15 protein-coding genes and 1 pseudogene are annotated in these 16,067 nt (G+C 71.7%); 9 read left to right on the plus strand and 7 right to left on the minus strand.

All coding sequences use genetic code 11. The annotated features are described in order from the left end of the window. The first annotated feature begins 246 nt into the window (after window positions 1-246). Window positions 247-663 (plus strand): SRPBCC family protein, encoded by a 417-nt coding sequence (locus tag ACTOQ3_RS38935; RefSeq protein WP_440073599.1) that lies wholly within the window; start codon window positions 247-249, stop codon window positions 661-663. Between the two features lie 155 nt (window positions 664-818). Here the strand turns inward: ACTOQ3_RS38935 and ACTOQ3_RS38940 are convergent, their stop codons facing one another. Then, window positions 819-1,706 (minus strand): SMP-30/gluconolactonase/LRE family protein, encoded by an 888-nt coding sequence (locus tag ACTOQ3_RS38940; RefSeq protein WP_440088733.1) that lies wholly within the window; start codon window positions 1,704-1,706, stop codon window positions 819-821. A 34-nt stretch (window positions 1,707-1,740) separates the two neighbouring features. On the opposite strand from ACTOQ3_RS38940, the gene ACTOQ3_RS38945 reads away from it, so the two are divergent. Then, window positions 1,741-2,181 (plus strand): Lrp/AsnC family transcriptional regulator, encoded by a 441-nt coding sequence (locus ACTOQ3_RS38945; protein WP_440088734.1) that lies wholly within the window; start codon window positions 1,741-1,743, stop codon window positions 2,179-2,181. A 25-nt stretch (window positions 2,182-2,206) separates the two neighbouring features. Here ACTOQ3_RS38945 and ACTOQ3_RS38950 read toward each other — a convergent pair whose 3' ends face one another. Both ACTOQ3_RS38950 and ACTOQ3_RS38955 read right to left on the minus strand, forming a co-directional pair. Next, window positions 2,207-2,875, minus strand: a complete 669-nt coding sequence (locus tag ACTOQ3_RS38950; protein WP_440088735.1) for a response regulator — start codon at window positions 2,873-2,875, stop codon at window positions 2,207-2,209. Continuing rightward, window positions 2,872-4,122 carry a sensor histidine kinase gene (locus tag ACTOQ3_RS38955; protein ID WP_440088737.1) on the minus strand — a complete coding sequence of 417 codons (1,251 nt, stop codon included), beginning with the start codon at window positions 4,120-4,122 and terminating at the stop codon, window positions 2,872-2,874. The genes ACTOQ3_RS38950 and ACTOQ3_RS38955 overlap by 4 nt, the downstream gene beginning before the upstream one ends. 132 nt (window positions 4,123-4,254) lie before the next feature. Here ACTOQ3_RS38955 and ACTOQ3_RS38960 point away from each other — a divergent pair, with 132 nt between their 5' ends. From ACTOQ3_RS38960 to ACTOQ3_RS38970, 3 genes are all read left to right on the plus strand, one after another. Continuing rightward, complete coding sequence (locus ACTOQ3_RS38960) at window positions 4,255-4,743, plus strand: hypothetical protein (protein ID WP_440088738.1); 489 nt, start codon at window positions 4,255-4,257, stop codon at window positions 4,741-4,743. Between the two features lie 171 nt (window positions 4,744-4,914). Further along, on the plus strand, window positions 4,915-5,688 hold the full coding sequence (locus ACTOQ3_RS38965; protein WP_440088740.1) for a class I SAM-dependent methyltransferase: 774 nt from the start codon (window positions 4,915-4,917) through the stop codon (window positions 5,686-5,688). A gap of 116 nt (window positions 5,689-5,804) precedes the next feature. After that, window positions 5,805-5,993, plus strand: a complete 189-nt coding sequence (locus tag ACTOQ3_RS38970) for a hypothetical protein (protein ID WP_440088741.1) — start codon at window positions 5,805-5,807, stop codon at window positions 5,991-5,993. Between the two features lie 63 nt (window positions 5,994-6,056). Here the strand turns inward: ACTOQ3_RS38970 and ACTOQ3_RS38975 are convergent. Together ACTOQ3_RS38975 and ACTOQ3_RS38980 are read right to left on the minus strand one after the other, a co-directional pair. Beyond that, window positions 6,057-7,019 (minus strand): annotated as a pseudogene (locus ACTOQ3_RS38975) (RNA polymerase sigma factor); the annotation flags it as partial. A gap of 415 nt (window positions 7,020-7,434) precedes the next feature. Continuing rightward, window positions 7,435-7,944 (minus strand): hypothetical protein, encoded by a 510-nt coding sequence (locus ACTOQ3_RS38980; RefSeq protein WP_440088742.1) that lies wholly within the window; start codon window positions 7,942-7,944, stop codon window positions 7,435-7,437. Window positions 7,945-8,235: 291 nt separating this feature from the next. On the opposite strand from ACTOQ3_RS38980, the gene ACTOQ3_RS38985 reads away from it, so the two are divergent. Then, on the plus strand, window positions 8,236-9,495 hold the full coding sequence (locus tag ACTOQ3_RS38985; RefSeq protein WP_440088743.1) for a sensor histidine kinase: 1,260 nt from the start codon (window positions 8,236-8,238) through the stop codon (window positions 9,493-9,495). Then, window positions 9,492-10,136 (plus strand): response regulator transcription factor, encoded by a 645-nt coding sequence (locus ACTOQ3_RS38990; protein WP_440088744.1) that lies wholly within the window; start codon window positions 9,492-9,494, stop codon window positions 10,134-10,136. Before ACTOQ3_RS38985 ends, ACTOQ3_RS38990 begins: the two co-directional genes overlap by 4 nt. On the opposite strand, the gene ACTOQ3_RS38995 is transcribed toward ACTOQ3_RS38990, so the two are convergent. Continuing rightward, on the minus strand, window positions 10,121-11,707 hold the full coding sequence (locus ACTOQ3_RS38995; protein WP_440088745.1) for a serine hydrolase domain-containing protein: 1,587 nt from the start codon (window positions 11,705-11,707) through the stop codon (window positions 10,121-10,123). The two genes, ACTOQ3_RS38990 and ACTOQ3_RS38995, sit on opposite strands and share 16 nt — an antisense overlap. 466 nt (window positions 11,708-12,173) lie before the next feature. Between ACTOQ3_RS38995 and ACTOQ3_RS39000 the strand changes: the two genes are divergently transcribed. Next, window positions 12,174-14,015, plus strand: coding sequence for a discoidin domain-containing protein (locus ACTOQ3_RS39000; protein WP_440088746.1), 1,842 nt, complete (start codon window positions 12,174-12,176; stop codon window positions 14,013-14,015). Window positions 14,016-14,184: 169 nt separating this feature from the next. Here ACTOQ3_RS39000 and ACTOQ3_RS39005 read toward each other — a convergent pair whose 3' ends face one another. After that, window positions 14,185-15,045 (minus strand): aldo/keto reductase, encoded by an 861-nt coding sequence (locus ACTOQ3_RS39005; RefSeq protein ID WP_440088748.1) that lies wholly within the window; start codon window positions 15,043-15,045, stop codon window positions 14,185-14,187. 108 nt (window positions 15,046-15,153) lie between these two features. On the opposite strand from ACTOQ3_RS39005, the gene ACTOQ3_RS39010 reads away from it, so the two are divergent. Beyond that, on the plus strand, window positions 15,154-16,053 hold the full coding sequence (locus ACTOQ3_RS39010) for a LysR family transcriptional regulator (protein ID WP_440088749.1): 900 nt from the start codon (window positions 15,154-15,156) through the stop codon (window positions 16,051-16,053). Window positions 16,054-16,067: the final 14 nt, after the last annotated feature.

Genomic DNA, 16,067 nt, shown 5'->3' on the forward strand with positions numbered 1-16,067 from the left:
ATCCCGGTCCCCTTCCGGCACAACGACACCCGATGCCGTTCGGTTCCGCGCCGTTCCCTTCGGGGACGTCACGGGGTCCCGGCGGGCGGTCCCGGTGGAGGCCCCGGCCCTGAGCTCTCGGAATCCGGTTTGAGCTGGTGTTTCGTGGATGGATCTCGCGGGGTGGGGTAGGTCGTCGATCAACGTCCACGACCGGCCGGCACCCCCTTGGGGCCGAGGCCGGGTCTCCACACCGGAGGGATCGAGATGAGTGAATACGAGCGTTCCCGTACGATCGCCGCACCGCCGGAGGTGGTGTTCGACCGGGCGGGCGATCTGGACAACCTTGACGAGTGGCTCCCGCACGACCTGCACGTGCACCCGGGAGACCTGCCCGCGGTGACGGTGCACGACGACACCGGCGGGCAGGACTCCACCGGGCAGGACTTCCGCGCGCTGCTGCGCACCGAGCGAGACCAGCTCCGGATGGAGTGGGGCACCCGCGACGACGGCAGCTACGCCGGGTGGCTCCAGGTGGCCGGCATCGGCGACGCCGAGAGCGAGGTGACGATCCACCTGTCCTTCTTCGACGAGGCGCACGCCCCGCCGGGCGACGCGGTCGACCGGGCGCTCGGCGACAGCCTGGAGCGGCTGGCCGGTCAGGTCGACCGGCGAGGCGGCTGATCCCCCTCCGGTGGCCGCGTGCGGGCGGCCGTACGCGACCGTACGCCGGGCCGGTCCCGGCTCCGGCGGCCCGGCGGGTACACGACACCGTCCCGGCCGGGCTTCCCGGCGTACCGGCCGCGTCCCCGAGCCGGCCCGCGTCACGTCCCGGAAGATCACGCTCCGCGGACGTTGGTCATGATCGCGTAGACCGAGCTGGAGGCCGTCATGAACAGCCAGTTGCGCTTGAGGCCGCCGAAGACCAGGTTGGAGGTCTTCTCGGGAAGCCTGAGCCTGCCGATCAGGGTGCCGTCCGGGGCGAAGCAGTGCAGCCCCTCGTGCGTCGCCGCCCAGATCCGGCCGGCGATGTCGAGCCTGATCCCGTCGAGGCCGCCCGCCGAGCATTCCGCGAGCACCCTGCCGTTCTCCAGCGCGGCGCCGCGCACGTCGAAGACCCGCAGATGCCCGCGGTGAGTGTCGGCGACGTAGAGCAGGGACTCGTCCGGCGAGAAGGCCAGGCCGTTGGGGCGGGCGAAGTCGTCGGCCACCGCCGTGACCTCTCCGGTGGCGGGGTCGAGACGGTAGACCTGGTCGTTGCCGATCTCGCTTTCCGCGCGGTGGCCCTCGTAGTCGCTGGTGATGCCGTAACTGGGGTCGGTGAACCAGACGGAGTCGTCCGACCTGACCACCACGTCGTTGGGGCTGTTGAGACGCCTGCCCTGCCAGCTGTCGGCGATGACGGTGATGGAGCCGTCGTGCTCGGTACGGGTCACCCGCCGGTTGCCGTGCTCGCAGGAGATCAGCCGGCCCTGCCGGTCGAGAGTGTGACCGTTGGTGTAGCCGGCCGGGACGCGGAAGGGACCGACGTTTCCGGTCATCTCATCCCATCGGAGCATCCTGTCGTTGGGGATGTCGCTCCACAGCAGATAGCGGCCCGCCGCGACGTAGGTGGGACCTTCGGCCCAGCGGCAACCGTGGTGGATCCGCTCGATCCGCTCGTCGCCCCCGACGCCGACGAACCGTTCGTCGAGCACCTCGAACTCCGCCGCGATAGATTCCATCATGCAATCCTCCTTGATCACAGAATATGATACGGCGATGGACAAGATTGACAAGACGTTGGTCAGCCTCCTTCAGGTCGATGCCGGCCAGTCTTACGCCGCGCTCGGCGCGGCGGTGGGGCTGTCGAGCGGCGCCGCGCACGAGCGGGTGCGCAAACTGCGTGAACGGGGGCTGATCCGGCGGACGACCATCGAGGTCGATCCCATCGCCGCGGGCAGGGGCGTGCTGTCGTTCGTGCTCGTGGAGGGAGGGGCGTGGATGGGCGCGTCGGGCGAGGCACTGCTGGCGATTCCCGAGATCGAGGAGGCGCACGTCATCGCGGGCCCGGCGTCACTGCTGGTCAAGGTGCGCACGGCGAGCACCCGGGAACTGCAGGAGGTGCTGCGCAGGATCTTCGAGATCGAGGGGGTGACCGGGACGCAGACCGTCATGGTGCTGGAGAGCTTCTTCGAGCGTGGCCTGCATGTCCCTCACTAGGGTGCGAGAAGGCCTCCGCCGGTCACTACCGGCGGAGGTCCTCGCCGGTACCGAGCCCGGAACGGTGAGCGATGACGGCCAGCGCCGTGCGGTCCCGCGCGTCGAGCTTGGTCAGGATCCGGCTGACGTAGGTGCGTACGGTGGCCGGGCTGATGAAGAGCGCGGCGGCGATCCTGTCGTTGGTCTCGGCATGACCGATGCGGGCCAGGACGGCGAGTTCCCGTTCGGTCAGCGTGGCCAGCCGCGGGTCCGGCTCGGGCGGTCGCGGGGTCTGGGCGAGACGTTCCATGACGCGCCGGGCGATCGCGGGGGAGAGCACGTTGCCGCCGCCCGCGGCCGTCCGCACCGCCTTGCGGAGGTCCTCCGACGGTGTGTCCTTGAGGAGGTAGCCGGCGGCTCCCACGGTGACGGCCTCGACGATGTCCTCCTCGTCGTCGAACGTGGTCAGGATCAGCACCCGCGAGCCCCTCAGGGACTCGTCGGCGCGGATGGCCGCGGTCGCCGCGAGCCCGTCCATGCCGGGCATGCGGATGTCCATGAGCACGACGTCCGGGTGGAGCTCCCGGACGCGGGAGAGCGCGGCACGCCCCTCCGAGGCCTCGCCGACGACGGTGATGCCCGGATCGTTCTCGAGGAGTGTCCGCAGTCCCGCGCGCACGAGCTCCTGATCGTCGACGATGACCACGCCTATCATGACGTCCTCTCCAGAGGGAGGACGGCCCGGACCGCGAATCCCGCGGACTCGCGTCCGGCCGTCAGGGTGCCGCCGAGGGTCTCGGCCCGCTCGCGCATCCCGGCGATGCCGTGTCCCGGACCGATGCCGTGTCCCGGACCGATGCCGTGTCCCGGACCGATGCCGTGTCCCGGACCGACGCCGTGACCTGAGCCGACGCCGTGTCCCGGGCCGCCGTCACGGACCTGTCCGGGACCGTCGTCGACGACGGACAGGCGCAGGACCGCGCCGTCGTCGAGCGCGGTGATGCGGGCACGGGTGCCGCGGGAGTGCTTGACGATGTTGGTGACCGCCTCCTGGACGATCCTGAACGCCGAGGCGTCCACCGTCGCGGGAAGCTCGGCGGTGACGCGCATCTCGATGTCGATGTCGATCCCCGCGGCCGCGGCGGTCTCGCGGAGTGTGCCGACGCTGGACAACGAGACGACCGACCTCGCGTCCTCGTCCGGGGTACGGAGCAGGGCGACGGTCCTGCGCAGCTCGCTCATCGTGCGGGTGGTGGTGGACTTGATCAGGTCGAGAGCCGCCCGGGTCTGCGACTCGTCGCGGCCGAGCGACTCGCGGGCGACATCGGCGTGCAGGGAGATCACGGAGGTCGTGTGGCCGATCGAGTCGTGCAGGTCACGCGCGATGGCCAGGCGTTCTGCGTGCAGCCGGGCGTCCGCTTCCTGCCGGTACCGCTGGGCGGTGAGCTCGGCGATCCGTCTCGCTCCCGCCTGCGCGTTTCGCCGCGACCTCAGGCTGTCTCCCAGGGCGATCGCAGCGGCCATGAGCAGGATGTGCCCGGCCAGTTCGTACCCGACGACGAACGAGAAGTCATCTCCCTCGGCCAGGCGGAAGAACAGCGAGACCGCGATCACGACGGTGGCGGTGACGACGGCATGGACGAGACGGCCGAACTCGGCCGCCGAGAACAGCGCCGCGGCGACGGGGACCGCGATCCCGACGGCCGGATAGCCGGCGGCGTAGTAGGCGAACAGTCCCAGGGCGGTGACGGCGAGCACGGTCACCGGGTGGCGTCGCCGGGCGAGCATCAGTGCTCCCAGTCCCACGGCCCACAGGTGGGCGATCACGTCCGGGCTCTGCCGTCCTCCCTGGCCGGCGGAGATGACGATCGACACGATGAGAGCGACGCCCGCACCGATCAGGGCGTCGACCGCCCAGGGCGGAAGTCTCCTCAGCGCCTGCCCGTACCGCTCTTCGATCATGAATTCACCCTATGGCGCCGTCCCGTCGCTCCGCGTCCCGCGTGAGGCGACGCCGGCGGTCGCCTCTCGACGTACCGGCATCGAGACCGGAGACGGATGTGCCGCGTCCCCGGCGCTTCCTAGCGTGAGGCCATGACCTCTCGAAACACCCGGCCGCGTCAACCGCTCGCCTCCGGACGCCCGGTCCTCGGGCTGCCCGTGCTCGCCGTGATCGGACTCGCTCTTCTCGCGGCGCCCCGGGTCGTGCTCCACGACCTGGACGTCATCCACGAGGGTACCTTCGTGAACGCCCTGTTCGTCTTCGTGCCTCCGGTCGTCTGGATCGCGGTCGCCCTCTGGAAACGGGTGCCCAACCCCTTCCTCACCCTCCTCGTCGTGGGCCTGTTCTACGGCGTCTTCCTGGCCGCGGGACATCAGCTGCTCTGGAACTCCGCGTTCGGCGGCAACCCGCCCGCGCTCGGCGGAAACCTGAGCGACCTCGACCCGGCCACGCAGTCCGCCGTCCTGCGGCTCTTCGCCGCGATCAGCAGCGTCTTCACCGGTGTGATCGTCGGAGCGATCACCGGCCTCGTCGCCTGGGGACTCGGCAAGGTCGTTCCCTCCAGCCCCCGGAGGCCCTGAACGGGACGCGGCCCTCCCGGTGCCCCGGACCGGGCGTGACCCTCCCGGTCCGCCGGACGCGTGCGTGTCTCCGACAGTGCGCGACGAGCGGAGTCTTCCGCTGTTCAGGGGCCCCTACCGGCCCTGCCGCAGGCCTCCGGTTCCCGGAAAAGCGTGTCTAAACTGGTTCGCATGATCTCTCGGAGCGAACTGTTCGCGGGTGCCGCCACCTACTACGCGCGTTACCGGCACGGCTACGAAACAGAGATCATCGACTACATCGCGGACATGCTGGACCTCGACGACCGGGTACGGGTGCTGGACCTCGGGTGCGGTCCGGGCACGCTGGCGATCCCCCTCGCGTCCCGGGCCGGGGAGATCCTGGCCGTGGACCCCAGCGAGGAGATGCTCGCCGAGGGGGTCCGGTGGGGCACGCCCGGCATCCGCTGGCTGCGGGGCGACTCCTCGACGCTCGGAGAGCTGCCGCTCGGCCCGGTCGACCACGTCGTCATGGGCCGTTCCTTCCACTGGATGGAGCGCGAGCGGGTGCTCCGGCGTTTCGACGGGCTGCTCCCCGCGCACGGGGCGGTCGTCCTCGCCGGTCCCACCACCGACCCGGTCGAGCCGCCCTGGGAGCCGGTGGTGCAGGCCGTACGGCAGACGTTCGGCCTGGAGTGGCGGGCGAACAGCGAGGAGTACGCCCAGAGCGGGCGGCACCATCAGGAGGTGCTGCGCGAGTCGGCGTTCCGCCGGCTGGAGTCCCGGTGTTTCGCCCGCACGGTCCGGCAGTCCGTCGACGAGATCGTGGGGTTGCAGCTGTCGTTCTCCTACTCCTCGCCCGCGCGACTCGGTGAGCGCCTGCCCGCGTTCACGGAGGCGGTGCGCGAGGCGCTGGCCGCGGCGAACCCGTCGGGGGAGTGGCAGGAGGAGGTCGTCACCGAGATAGTCGTCGCGCGCAGGTCGTGACACGGGTCGTGACGGCTGCCGCACGCGTGTCTCGAACGCCCCGTTCGCCCGGTCGCGCCTCGTGGCGGCGCCGGGCCTGAGGGACCTTCCCGGAGCTCGCGGGGGTCCTCACCCGCGTGCTGGGCAGGCCCGTCGAGCACCGGGAGGTCACCGACGCGGAGGCCGGTTGGCCGGGGGGCGTGTTCCCCGCGGTGCGCGCCGGGGCCCTCGCCGAGACCGGCCCCGACCTCGCGCGCCTGCTGGACCGGCCGCCGTCCGGGCCGGAGGAGACGGTCGGCGCCCTCATCGCGCGTACGGCCGGCTGAGCGGCGTCGGCCGAGCGGCCCCGACGGCGATCGGCCCGGGTGACGGCGGGGCCGGAAGACCGATCAGGTCAGATAGTCGCGCAGGGCCCGCGAGCGCGAGGGGTGGCGCAGCTTCGTCATGGTCTTGGACTCGATCTGCCGGATGCGCTCGCGGGTCACCCCGTAGGCGCGCCCGATCTCCTCCAGCGTCTTGGGCCGGCCGTCGCCGAGCCCGAACCGCATCGCCACCACCCCGGCCTCACGCTCGGACAGCGCCTCCAGGATCGTGTGCAGCTGCTCCTGCAGCAGCGCGGAGGCCACCGCGTCCTCGGGGGTGATCGCCTCGGAGTCCTCGATGAGGTCGCCGAACTCGCTGTCGCCCTCGGTGCCCAGCGGGCTGTGCAGGGAGATCGGCTCTCGCCCGTACCCCTGGACCTCGACGACCCGCTCCGGGGTCATCTCCAGCTCCACGGCCAGCTCCTCGGGGGTGGGCTCGCGGCCCAGGTCGGTCGTCATCTGCCGGTGCACGCGCGCCAGCTTGTTGATCACTTCGACCATGTGCACGGGGATGCGGATGGTGCGGGCCTGGTCGGCGAGCGCCCGGGTGATCGCCTGCTTGATCCACCAGGTGGCGTACGTGGAGAACTTGAATCCCTTGGTGTAGTCGAACTTCTCCACGGCGCGGATCAGCCCCAGGTTGCCCTCCTGGATCAGGTCCAGGAACAGCATGCCCCGGCCGGTGTGACGCTTGGCCAGCGACACCACCAGGCGCAGGTTGGCCTCCAGCAGGTGGTTCTTGGCCCGGTGGCCGTCCTCGGCGAGCCATTCGAGCTCCGCGCGCACGTCGGGCTGGAGCCGGTCGCCGTCGTTGAGCCGTTCGGTGGCGAACAGCCCGGCCTCGATGCGCCTGGCGAGCTCGACCTCCTGCTCGGCGTTGAGGAGGGGGATCCTGCCGATCTGCTTGAGATAGTCCTTGACCGGGTCGGTGCTCGCCCCGACGGTCGCCTCCAGGGCTGCGGGTGCCTCGTCGTCGTCGGTCAGGACCAGGTCCTCTTCCTCAACCTCGACAACCTCAACGGTGCCTTCCACGGTGGCGGCTTCCATGGCGTTCACACCTTCCCCAGGTCTGGTCAGATACAACAACCCGTGCAGTTCAAGGTACGTCCCGCGACGGTGTGCTGCGGCGCCTGGCTCGCCGTCGCGTCCTTCGCTGGGAGCGGAGAGCTCCGCCGCCGGGAACTCTCACGGAGGGCGCGGCCGTCCCGTTCGACGCCGAGCGGCCGCCGGGCCGCCTTCCCGGCGGGGAAGGCGGCCCGGCGGATCTTCCGGCGACGCTGCGGGCGTTGCCGTGATGGTGGGCGTACGGGGGAGGGAGGGGGAGCGGAGGCGGGATCTCGCCGAGCCCCGCCGGACCCCACCGGGTCAGGACGAATCAGGCTGGATTAGGCCGTATCTGGCCGGATCAGGCCGGGAAGTCGTTCGGGTTGACGCCGGTCGTCCGGGCGTTGCCGCCCCTGACCGGGTTGAGGGTCAGGGTCCAGATGGTCGAGCTGGACGAGGTCGTGGTGAACCTCAGCTTGCTGGTGAAGCGCTGGTAGGAGGGGGAGCCGGTGAACCTGCCCCGGGAGGTGCTGAACCGGTGACCGGAGGTGAAGAAGATCGTGTAGGTGCCGTCCCTGACATCGCGGACCGAGGCCGTCGACCGGGCGCGGACGTAGATGCTGATCGCCTTGGACCTGCCGCGGACCAGCGTGACGACGGCGTCCCTGCCGGTGCCGTTCTTGACCTTCAGCGTGCCCCGCCCACCGCTGATGCGGTCGTAGAGGATCTTTCCGTTACCCGGTCGCGCGGCGGCCTCGGTCGAGGAGACGGCGACGGTTTCCCGGGCCGAGGCGGCCGCGGGGGCGGCGACGGAGCCGGCCAGCAGAACGGACGCGAGGGTGGCTCCCGCGAGGTGGCGTAAACGAATCATTGCGTAAATATGGCTAATTCCTGGTTGCCGGTCAAAGCAATTCGCGACCGCACTGACTCTTTGGGTGATTTGTATGGGTATTTAGGTCCTCTGGCGAGCGCTCGGGCGGTGTGCGGGATCCGGGGTCCTCCGGTCGGGGCCCCGCAGGCTCCGAGTCGCGGCACCGCCCGGTTTCGGCGGTCAATATCGTTTTCTGGTGGTCTTCGAGGGGCGAAGGAAGGTCAATACAATTCGTCTGATGTCGATGACCCCGATGACCCCGATACCCCGAGGATCGCGAGGATCGCGAGGATGAAAGTCATGCCGTGGCCGGTGCCTCGATCCGCGCGGGCCGGGGCGCCGGTCGCGCGGGCCGTCCGGCGTGGCGCGGGCCTGATCGCGGGGGGCGTGACGGGTGTCGCCGAGCTCGGCTTCCTGTGCGTCGCGGGCGGGCTGTTCGCGGTCCTGGCGGCGTGGCCCGCGGGCCGGCGCGCCGCCCGGCGCTTCGCGGCGGCGGGAACGGCGCGGCTGGTCGCGCTGGAACACGCCCGGCTGGCGGCGTGCTTCGACCACGGCACCGGCGTGTGGTCCGGCCACGGTTCCGGCGGGGGGCCGGCGAGGAGCGCGTACGGCTACCTCGCGCTGCGGGCGGCGTTCGGCACGTTCGCGAGCCTTCTGACCTTCACCGGTCTCTTCGTCGGCCTGCTGTTCCTGGCCGGCGGCGCCGGGGAACTGCTCTCCGGCGCGTCATCCCCGGTCCCGCTGCGGTATCCCGGCGTGCGCCTGACGGTCGACAGCGGGCCGCTGGGCACCGCCTACGGGCTGGTCCTGCTGGGGCTGGCCGCGCTGTGCGGCGCGGCGACGGTGGCCGCCGAGCGGCGGCTGGCCGCGTACTTCGCCGGTCCCGGGGAGCGGGAGGCGATGCGCCGCCGCATCGCGGAGCTGACCGCCACCCGCAGCGGCATCGTGCGGGCCGTCGACGACGAGCGGCGGCGCATCGAGCGTGACCTGCACGACGGCGTCCAGCAGAGGGGCGTGGCCCTGGGAATGCTGCTGGGCCGGGCTCGGCACGGCGCCGACCCGGCCGCGGTCGCCGCCCTCGTGGACCAGGCGTACGCGGAGTCACGCCGCCTCCTCGACGAGCTGCGCGGCGTGGCCTGGCGGATCTACCCGGCCGCGCTGGACGAGCTGGGCCTGCGCGCGGCCCTGGCCGGGGTGGCGGAACGGGCGGGCGTGCCGGTGACCGTCCGCTACGGCCTCGCGGAACGCCCGGTGTCCGAGATCGAGACGGCCGTCTACTTCGTGGCCCGCGAGGCCATCGCCAACGCCGCGAAACACGCGGGTGCCGGCGGCGTCCTGGTGGTCCTGAGCGAGGACGAGCACGCGGTGACCGTGGAGATCTCCGACGACGGCCGGGGCGGGGCGGATCCCGCCGGTGGCGGGCTGTCCGGGCTGGAGCGGCGGGTTCTGGCGCTGGACGGCGCCTTCGAGGTGGACAGTCCCCCCGGTGGCCCGACCAGGGTCACGGCGACGCTGCCCCGCGGCGGGTCCGAACGCCCGGAGCCGTCATGAGGCTGATCCTCGCCGACGACTCCGTACTGTTCCGCGAGGGCCTGGTCCGTCTCCTGGAGGACGCGGGTCACGAGGTGGTGGCGGCGGTGGGCGACTCCGCGGGGCTGCTCGAGGCCGTGGACGGGCACCGCCCCGACGTGGCGATCGTGGACGTGCGCATGCCGCCGGGCCAGGCGGGCGAGGGGCTGCGGGCCTCGCTGACTATCCGGGAGCGCCAGCCGGGCGTGGGCGTGCTCGTACTGTCGCAGTACGTCGAGACGGCCTACGCCGCCCGGCTGCTCGCCGGAGCCCCCGAGGGGCTGGGCTACCTGCTCAAGGACCGGGTGACCGAGGTGGGCGAGTTCCTGGAGTCGCTGGAGCGGGTCCGCGCGGGCGGGACGGTCTTCGACCCGGAGGTGGTCCGGCGGCTGCTCGCCCGCACCACCCGCACCGACCCGCTGAGCAGGCTCACCCGGCGGGAGTCCCAGGTGCTGGAGCAGCTCGCCCAGGGGCTCGTCAACGCCGCGATCGCCGAGCGTCTGCACGTGTCGCAGAGCACGGTGGAGAAGCACATCAACGCGATCTTCGACAAGTTCGGGCTGTCGCGCACCCCCGGCTACAGCCGGCGCGTCCTGGCCATCCTGCGCTATCTGGACGGCTGAGCGGCGCCGGGCGCGGGCGTCCGGCGCGCCCGGACCAGGTGGCCGATCCGTACGGGGACCAGGACCGCGCAGGCCCCGGTGGCGAGGACGAGCCAGATCATGAAGGACGGGTAGATGTAGGCCACCTGTGTCCAGGTGATGTCCTTCCCCCTGGCCAGCATCCCGAAGACGTCGGTGATCGTCAGGCACAGCACCCCCGGCAGCGCGTACGGCAGCAGTCGCGCCGCCGCGCGCCACACCGGGTGACCGGCACGCCGCGCCGCCCACCGGCGGGAGCGGGCCAGCCCGCGGCCCGCCAGCAGGAGCGTCACGGCGGCGGCCGCCGCGATGGCGAGGTCGATGATCAGGTGCGGGGGGATCGAGGGGGGTGCCTCGGGCTCCTGTCCCTCGGCCATGGCGACCAGCGCGTCCGCGACGGCGTCGCTGTCGGCGTACGCCGTGCCGGTGTTGGCCATCACCGCGATGCCGTACCCCGACCGGGGCAGGAGCTTCTGCTGGGCCGTCGCGGTGAGCAGGTCGCCGCCGTGCCCGACGACCGGTGAGCCGTTTCCTGTCGTGCCGATCGACCACCCCAGGGCGTAGGAGTCGTTGATCTTGGACGGGGCGCGCATCTCCGCGACGCTCGCGGCGGAGACGACGCGGACACCGCCCGGTCCGACCCCCTCGCCGCTCTGCATGATCATCCACCGGGCCATGTCCCCGGCAGTGCTGACCACCCCGCCGGAGCCGTTCCCGAACCCCGGGGGCTCGGGAAGGGCGAGCGTGGCGCCGAGCAGGTGGAGGTGGCCCCGCGCGCTCGCGGGGAGGTCGCGCTCGGTGTCGATCGTGGTGCTGTTCCGCATGCCGAGCGGGCCGAACACGTGTTTTTCGAGGTAACCGGCGAAGGGCACGCCGCTCGCCACCTCGACCAGTCGCGCGGCGACCTGGAAGTTGGTGTTGTGGTAGCTCCACCGCGTGCCGGGGTCGGCGGCCAGCCTCGCCCCCCTCAGCCGCGCCACGGCCTCGCGGAGCGATCGGGGCTGGGGCAGGCTCCTCTCGGGAAAGGCCTGGTCGGCCATGCCCGAGGTCTGGTCAAGCAACTGGCGGACGGTGATGCGGGCCGCCCGCGGATCGGCCATCACGAACTCGGGGAGCCGGACGCGCACCGGTTCGTCGAGCCTGACCACTCCCTTCTCCACCAGTTGCATGACGGCCAGGGAGGTGAAGGACTTGCTGAGCGACGCGGTCGCCATGGGGGTGTCCGCCGTGACGGGATCGCCGGAGGAGGTACGGCCGTAGCCGGCGACGTGGACGACCTCGTTCCCCCTGGTGACGGCGACGGCGACCCCCGGCAGTCCGGTCGCCTCCCGGTAGGCCTTCACGAAACGGTCGACGGACGCGGGATCGATGTCCCGGAGGGCGGTATTCGTCCCCGCCGATGACACCGGCGCCGACGACGCCGTCGCGAACGGGGCCGGCGCGAACGAGGCCGCCGTCAGGAGGGCCGTCGCGAACATGACGGGGCGGGCCACCGGGCGGCGGCCGGCGGGGCGCCGGGAGAGCGGACCATTTGTGATCTTGAATTCGGGCACCAGTCGACGTTACGAACACCGCTCCGCCCGGACCATCGTGAGATCCCTCCGCGTTCCCCTGCGAAAAACCACAGGTTCCCCGGTGCCGGGACCATGCCGCCCCGCACCTCCGGACCGCGGGAGGCCCGCGACGCCGGGAGACTTCGTGGCGGTGGGAAACCCTTCGGCACTGGAAAAGAAACATCGGACCGTTCCAGGAGAGTGTGCCTGTTCGTGGCCCTGGTCGAGTCACCTGTCGGTCTCTGTCGGCCTATATATCGTGCAAAGCCATACTATAAGCATATTTTTGCGAAAAGAAGTAGAAACATTGCGGACATCTGTCCGCCATCTTATGGTGTGCACAGCGCCGTTCGCCGATCCCCCCGGCGACGGCGGTATCCTCTCCGCCCCCCACCCGGCTGGATCGCGGTGACCGTACGTTCCGCCGGCCGCGGCGATCCGGCCCCGCGTGACGAAGGGTCAGCCGATGAAGACATCCGATCAATCTGTCAGCCGCTTACGCCATACCGGGCGACGCGCCCAGATCGTCCTCGCGCTCCTGCTGGCCGCCCTGTGCTGGGCCGGAGCCCAGGCACCGCTCCCGGCGCGCGGCGCGGCCGTCCCCGAGCAGTCTTCCAACGTCCACCTGTTCTACTACTCCTGGTACGGCAATCCCCAGACGAGCGGTGAATGGCGGCACTGGCAGCAGGGCGGCCACACCCCGCCCGACGACGTGGGCGCCGACCTGTACCCCAGCCTGGGTGCCTACGACTCGGGCGACCACGCGGGCGCCGTCACCAGGCACATGCAGTGGATCAAGCAGGCCGGGGTCGGCGTCATCGTCTACAGCTGGTGGGGCCGCGACAGCTTCGAGGACAGGCTCACCCAGGGCGTGATGGACGCCGCCGCGCGGTACGGCGTCAAGGTCGCCTGGCACCTGGAGCCGTACGGCGGGCGCACGGCGGCCTCCACCGTCGAGGACATCCGCTACATCAACACCCGTTACGGCTCCCACCCGGCCTTCTACCGTGACGCCGAGCACGGCAACAGGGCGGCTTTCTACGTGTTCGAGAGCCTGAGGATCACCGACTGGACCGCGCTCGACCAGGTCACCGCGGGCAACATCGTGCTCGCCCAGACCACCGACACGTCAAAGATCGCGCACTTCTCCGGCATGTACACCTACGACGGGATCGCCGGCGCCACCGCGCCCGGCTGGGCCGAGGCGGGCGCGTACGCCAAGCAGAACAACCTGATCTGGGCGCCCTCGGTGGCCCCCGGCTACATCGACGACCGCGCGGTGCCCGGCAACACCACCCCGACCCTCGGCCGCGCCGACGGCGCCACCTACGACCTGGAGTGGTCCAACGCCCTCGACCCGGCCAAGGGCGGCCTGCCCACCTGGGTCTCCATCACCTCGTTCAACGAGTGGCACGAGGGCAGCTCCATCGAGCCCGCCGACTCCACCCCGCCCGCCGGGTTCGGCTACCAGACGTTCGACGGCGCGTACGGCAGGACGGGGACCGCGGCGGAGACCGCGTACCTGGACCGGACGAAGTACTGGGCGACGGAGTTCGAGACCCGCAGGGCCGGCGGCACGCGCGACACCCAGCCCCCGACCGCGCCGGGCGCCGCGCGCGCCGTCCCGGCGTCGAGCACGAGCATCACGGTGGGCTGGAACGCGGCCACCGACAATGTCGGGGTGACCGGCTACGACGTCTACCGCGAGGCGGGCGCCACCGACGTCAGGGTGGGCGGCACAGCGGGAACGTCGTTCACCGTCACCGGTCTCACGCCGTCGACCTCCTACAGCTTCTACGTGGTCGCCAGGGACGCCGCGCAGAACACCTCGCCGCCCTCCGGCACGGTGACCGCGACGACCTGGCCCCCGCCCGGGTGCTCCCCGGGCACCGGTGACCTGGCCCGCGGCAAGTCGATCACCGCGAGCAGCACCACGCAGAACTACGTGGCGGCCAACGCCGTCGACGGCAACGCGAACACCTACTGGGAGAGCGCCAACCACGCCTTCCCCCAGTCGATCACCGTTGACCTCTGCGCGCAGGCCGCCGTCGGGCGCCTGGTGCTGAAGCTGCCGCCGTCCAGCGCCTGGGGCGCGCGCACCCAGACGCTGTCGGTGCTCGGTTCGTCCGACGGCGCCGCCTTCGGCACCCTCGTGTCGTCGCGGGGCCTCACCTTCGACCCGGCCACCGGCAACACCGCGACCGTCACCTTCCCGGCGACGACGAAGAGGTACGTGCGGCTGAACATCACCGGCAACACCGGCTGGCCCGCCGGGCAGCTGTCCTCGTTCGAGGTCTACTCCTCCTAGACACCCCTCGCACGCGGCCGGCCGGGCCGGCACCGGAGCGGTGCCGGCCCGGCCGGAGCGCGCCTCGTCAGGTCGCGTCGAGGTCGGGCCGCCTTGAGGTCCGGCCGCGTGAAGGGCCGCGTCGCTGCCGGACCGCCCTGCGGTCAGGCAGCGCGGAGGGCCCCGTGGGTCAGGCCGCGTCGAGGCGGGACAGCTCCTCGGCCGACAGCTTCACGTCGACCGCGCCGACCGAGTCGCGGATGGTCTCCGGGCGCGAGGAGCCCGGGATCGGGATCACCACCGGCGCCTTGGCGAGCATCCACGCCAGGCACACCCGCTGCGGGCTCACCCCGTGGGCCCGCGCGACGTCCTCGAACACGGCGAACCGCGAACCCAGTTCGCCGGCCCGCGGGATCCCGCCCAGCGGGCTCCACGGCAGGAACGCGATCCCCAGCTCCGCGCACAGCTCCAGCTCGGGTTCGCTGGAGCGGAACGACGGCGAGAACTGGTTCTGCACGCTCACCAGCCGCCCGCCGAGAATCTCGTTGGCCTGCCGGATCTGGTCGGGATCGGCGTTCGAGATGCCCGCGAAACGGATCTTGCCCGCGTCCAGCAGGTCGCGGATCGCCCCGACCGACTCCGCGTACGGGACCTTCGGGTCGGGGCGGTGGAACTGGTAGAGCCCGATGGCCTCGACGCCGAGGCGTCGGAGTGACGCGTCGCAGGCCTTCTTCAGGTGGTCCGGCGAGCCGTCCAAAGTCCACGAGCCGTCGCCGGGGCGCACGTGGCCGCCCTTCGTGGCGATCAGCACGTCGGACGTGTCGCCGCCGTAGCCGGCCACCGCGCGGGCGATCAGGGACTCGTTGTGGCCGACCTCGTCCGCGCCCACGTGATAGGCGTCCGCGGTGTCGATCAGCGTCACGCCCGCCTCCAGCGCGGCGTGGATCGCCGCGACCGAACGCTGCTCGTCGGGGCGCCCCTCGATCGACATCGGCATGCCGCCGAGACCGATCGCGCTGACCTGGACGTCGCCGATGCGGCGTGTCTGCATGGGAGTTCCTCCTCGGAGATCGGTTGGTACGGCTTTCACCCTCTCCTGCCCCGATTAAGCTGTCCAATAGAAGAAACTGATGCCTTTCAGCGATTTCGGTGATGAATCATGGAACTACGGCAGCTGGAGTACTTCGTCGCCGTCGCCGAGGAGTGCCACTTCACCCGGGCGGCCAACCGGCTGCGCGTCGCCCAGTCGGGCCTGTCGGCCTCGATCCGCTCGCTGGAGCGCGAGCTGGGCGCCTCGCTGTTCCTGCGCAGCACCCGGCAGGTCGAGCTGACCCCCGCCGGAAGGGCGCTGCTGGTCGAGGCCCGGCGGGCGCTGTCGGCGACCGACGCGGCCAGGGACGCCGTCGCGGCGGTGCAGGGCCTGCTCCGCGGAAGCCTGGCCATCGGCTCGCTGCAGTGCCTGCACGCGGTGCACCTGCCGGCCGTGCTCGCCCGCTTCCTCGCCGCCTACCCCGGCCTGGAGATCCGGCTGCGCCAGGGGGGATCCGGCGAGCTGATCGAGCAGGTGCGCGCCGGGCGGCTGGACCTGGCGTTCGTCTCCCGCCCGGCCCGGTGCCCCGACGACATCGTGGTCGGGCCGCTCGCGGACGAGCCGCTCGTGCTCGCCTGCGCGCCCGATCACCCGTTCGCGGCCAGGGAGAAGGTCGAGCTGCCGGAGCTGCGGGCGGAGCGGTTCGTGGACTTCCAGCCGGACTGGGGCACCCGGGACCTGGCCGACGACGTGTTCGCCGCCGCGGGCGTCGAACGCCGCGTCTCGCTGGAGGTGAACGACGTGCACTCGCTGCTCGACCTGGTGACCTTCGGGCTCGGCGTGGCGCTCGTGCCGCAGTCCTTCGCGGTCAAGACCGACCGGGTGCGCTTCGTCGGGCTCGCCGGGGCCGTGCCGGCCTGGGAGACCGTCACCGTGACGGGTGACCCGACGAGCGCGGCGGCGGCCGCGCTGCTGCGCGAGGTCCACGAGGCGAGGAGCGGCCCGGTCGCGGCGGAGCCGGTCACCTGACGTGCGGCGGAGGC

The sequence above is a fragment of the Streptosporangium sp. LJ11 genome (assembly GCF_051918945.1).
Lineage (GTDB): Bacteria > Actinomycetota > Actinomycetes > Streptosporangiales > Streptosporangiaceae > Streptosporangium.

Excerpts from the sequence above, each read along its gene's own strand:
- ACTOQ3_RS38940 (WP_440088733.1), bottom strand. The coding sequence starts at position 1,706 with ATGATGGAATCTATCGCGGCGGAGTTCGAGGTGCTCGACGAACGGTTC.
- ACTOQ3_RS38990 (WP_440088744.1), top strand. The coding sequence starts at position 9,492 with ATGAGGCTGATCCTCGCCGACGACTCCGTACTGTTCCGCGAGGGCCTG.
- ACTOQ3_RS38950 (WP_440088735.1), bottom strand. The coding sequence starts at position 2,875 with ATGATAGGCGTGGTCATCGTCGACGATCAGGAGCTCGTGCGCGCGGGA.
- ACTOQ3_RS39010 (WP_440088749.1), top strand. The coding sequence starts at position 15,154 with ATGGAACTACGGCAGCTGGAGTACTTCGTCGCCGTCGCCGAGGAGTGC.
- ACTOQ3_RS38935 (WP_440073599.1), top strand. The coding sequence starts at position 247 with ATGAGTGAATACGAGCGTTCCCGTACGATCGCCGCACCGCCGGAGGTG.
- ACTOQ3_RS38960 (WP_440088738.1), top strand. The coding sequence starts at position 4,255 with ATGACCTCTCGAAACACCCGGCCGCGTCAACCGCTCGCCTCCGGACGC.
- ACTOQ3_RS38985 (WP_440088743.1), top strand. The coding sequence starts at position 8,236 with ATGAAAGTCATGCCGTGGCCGGTGCCTCGATCCGCGCGGGCCGGGGCG.
- ACTOQ3_RS38965 (WP_440088740.1), top strand. The coding sequence starts at position 4,915 with ATGATCTCTCGGAGCGAACTGTTCGCGGGTGCCGCCACCTACTACGCG.
- ACTOQ3_RS38955 (WP_440088737.1), bottom strand. The coding sequence starts at position 4,122 with ATGATCGAAGAGCGGTACGGGCAGGCGCTGAGGAGACTTCCGCCCTGG.
- ACTOQ3_RS38945 (WP_440088734.1), top strand. The coding sequence starts at position 1,741 with ATGGACAAGATTGACAAGACGTTGGTCAGCCTCCTTCAGGTCGATGCC.
- ACTOQ3_RS39000 (WP_440088746.1), top strand. The coding sequence starts at position 12,174 with ATGAAGACATCCGATCAATCTGTCAGCCGCTTACGCCATACCGGGCGA.
- ACTOQ3_RS39005 (WP_440088748.1), bottom strand. The coding sequence starts at position 15,045 with ATGCAGACACGCCGCATCGGCGACGTCCAGGTCAGCGCGATCGGTCTC.
- ACTOQ3_RS38980 (WP_440088742.1), bottom strand. The coding sequence starts at position 7,944 with ATGATTCGTTTACGCCACCTCGCGGGAGCCACCCTCGCGTCCGTTCTG.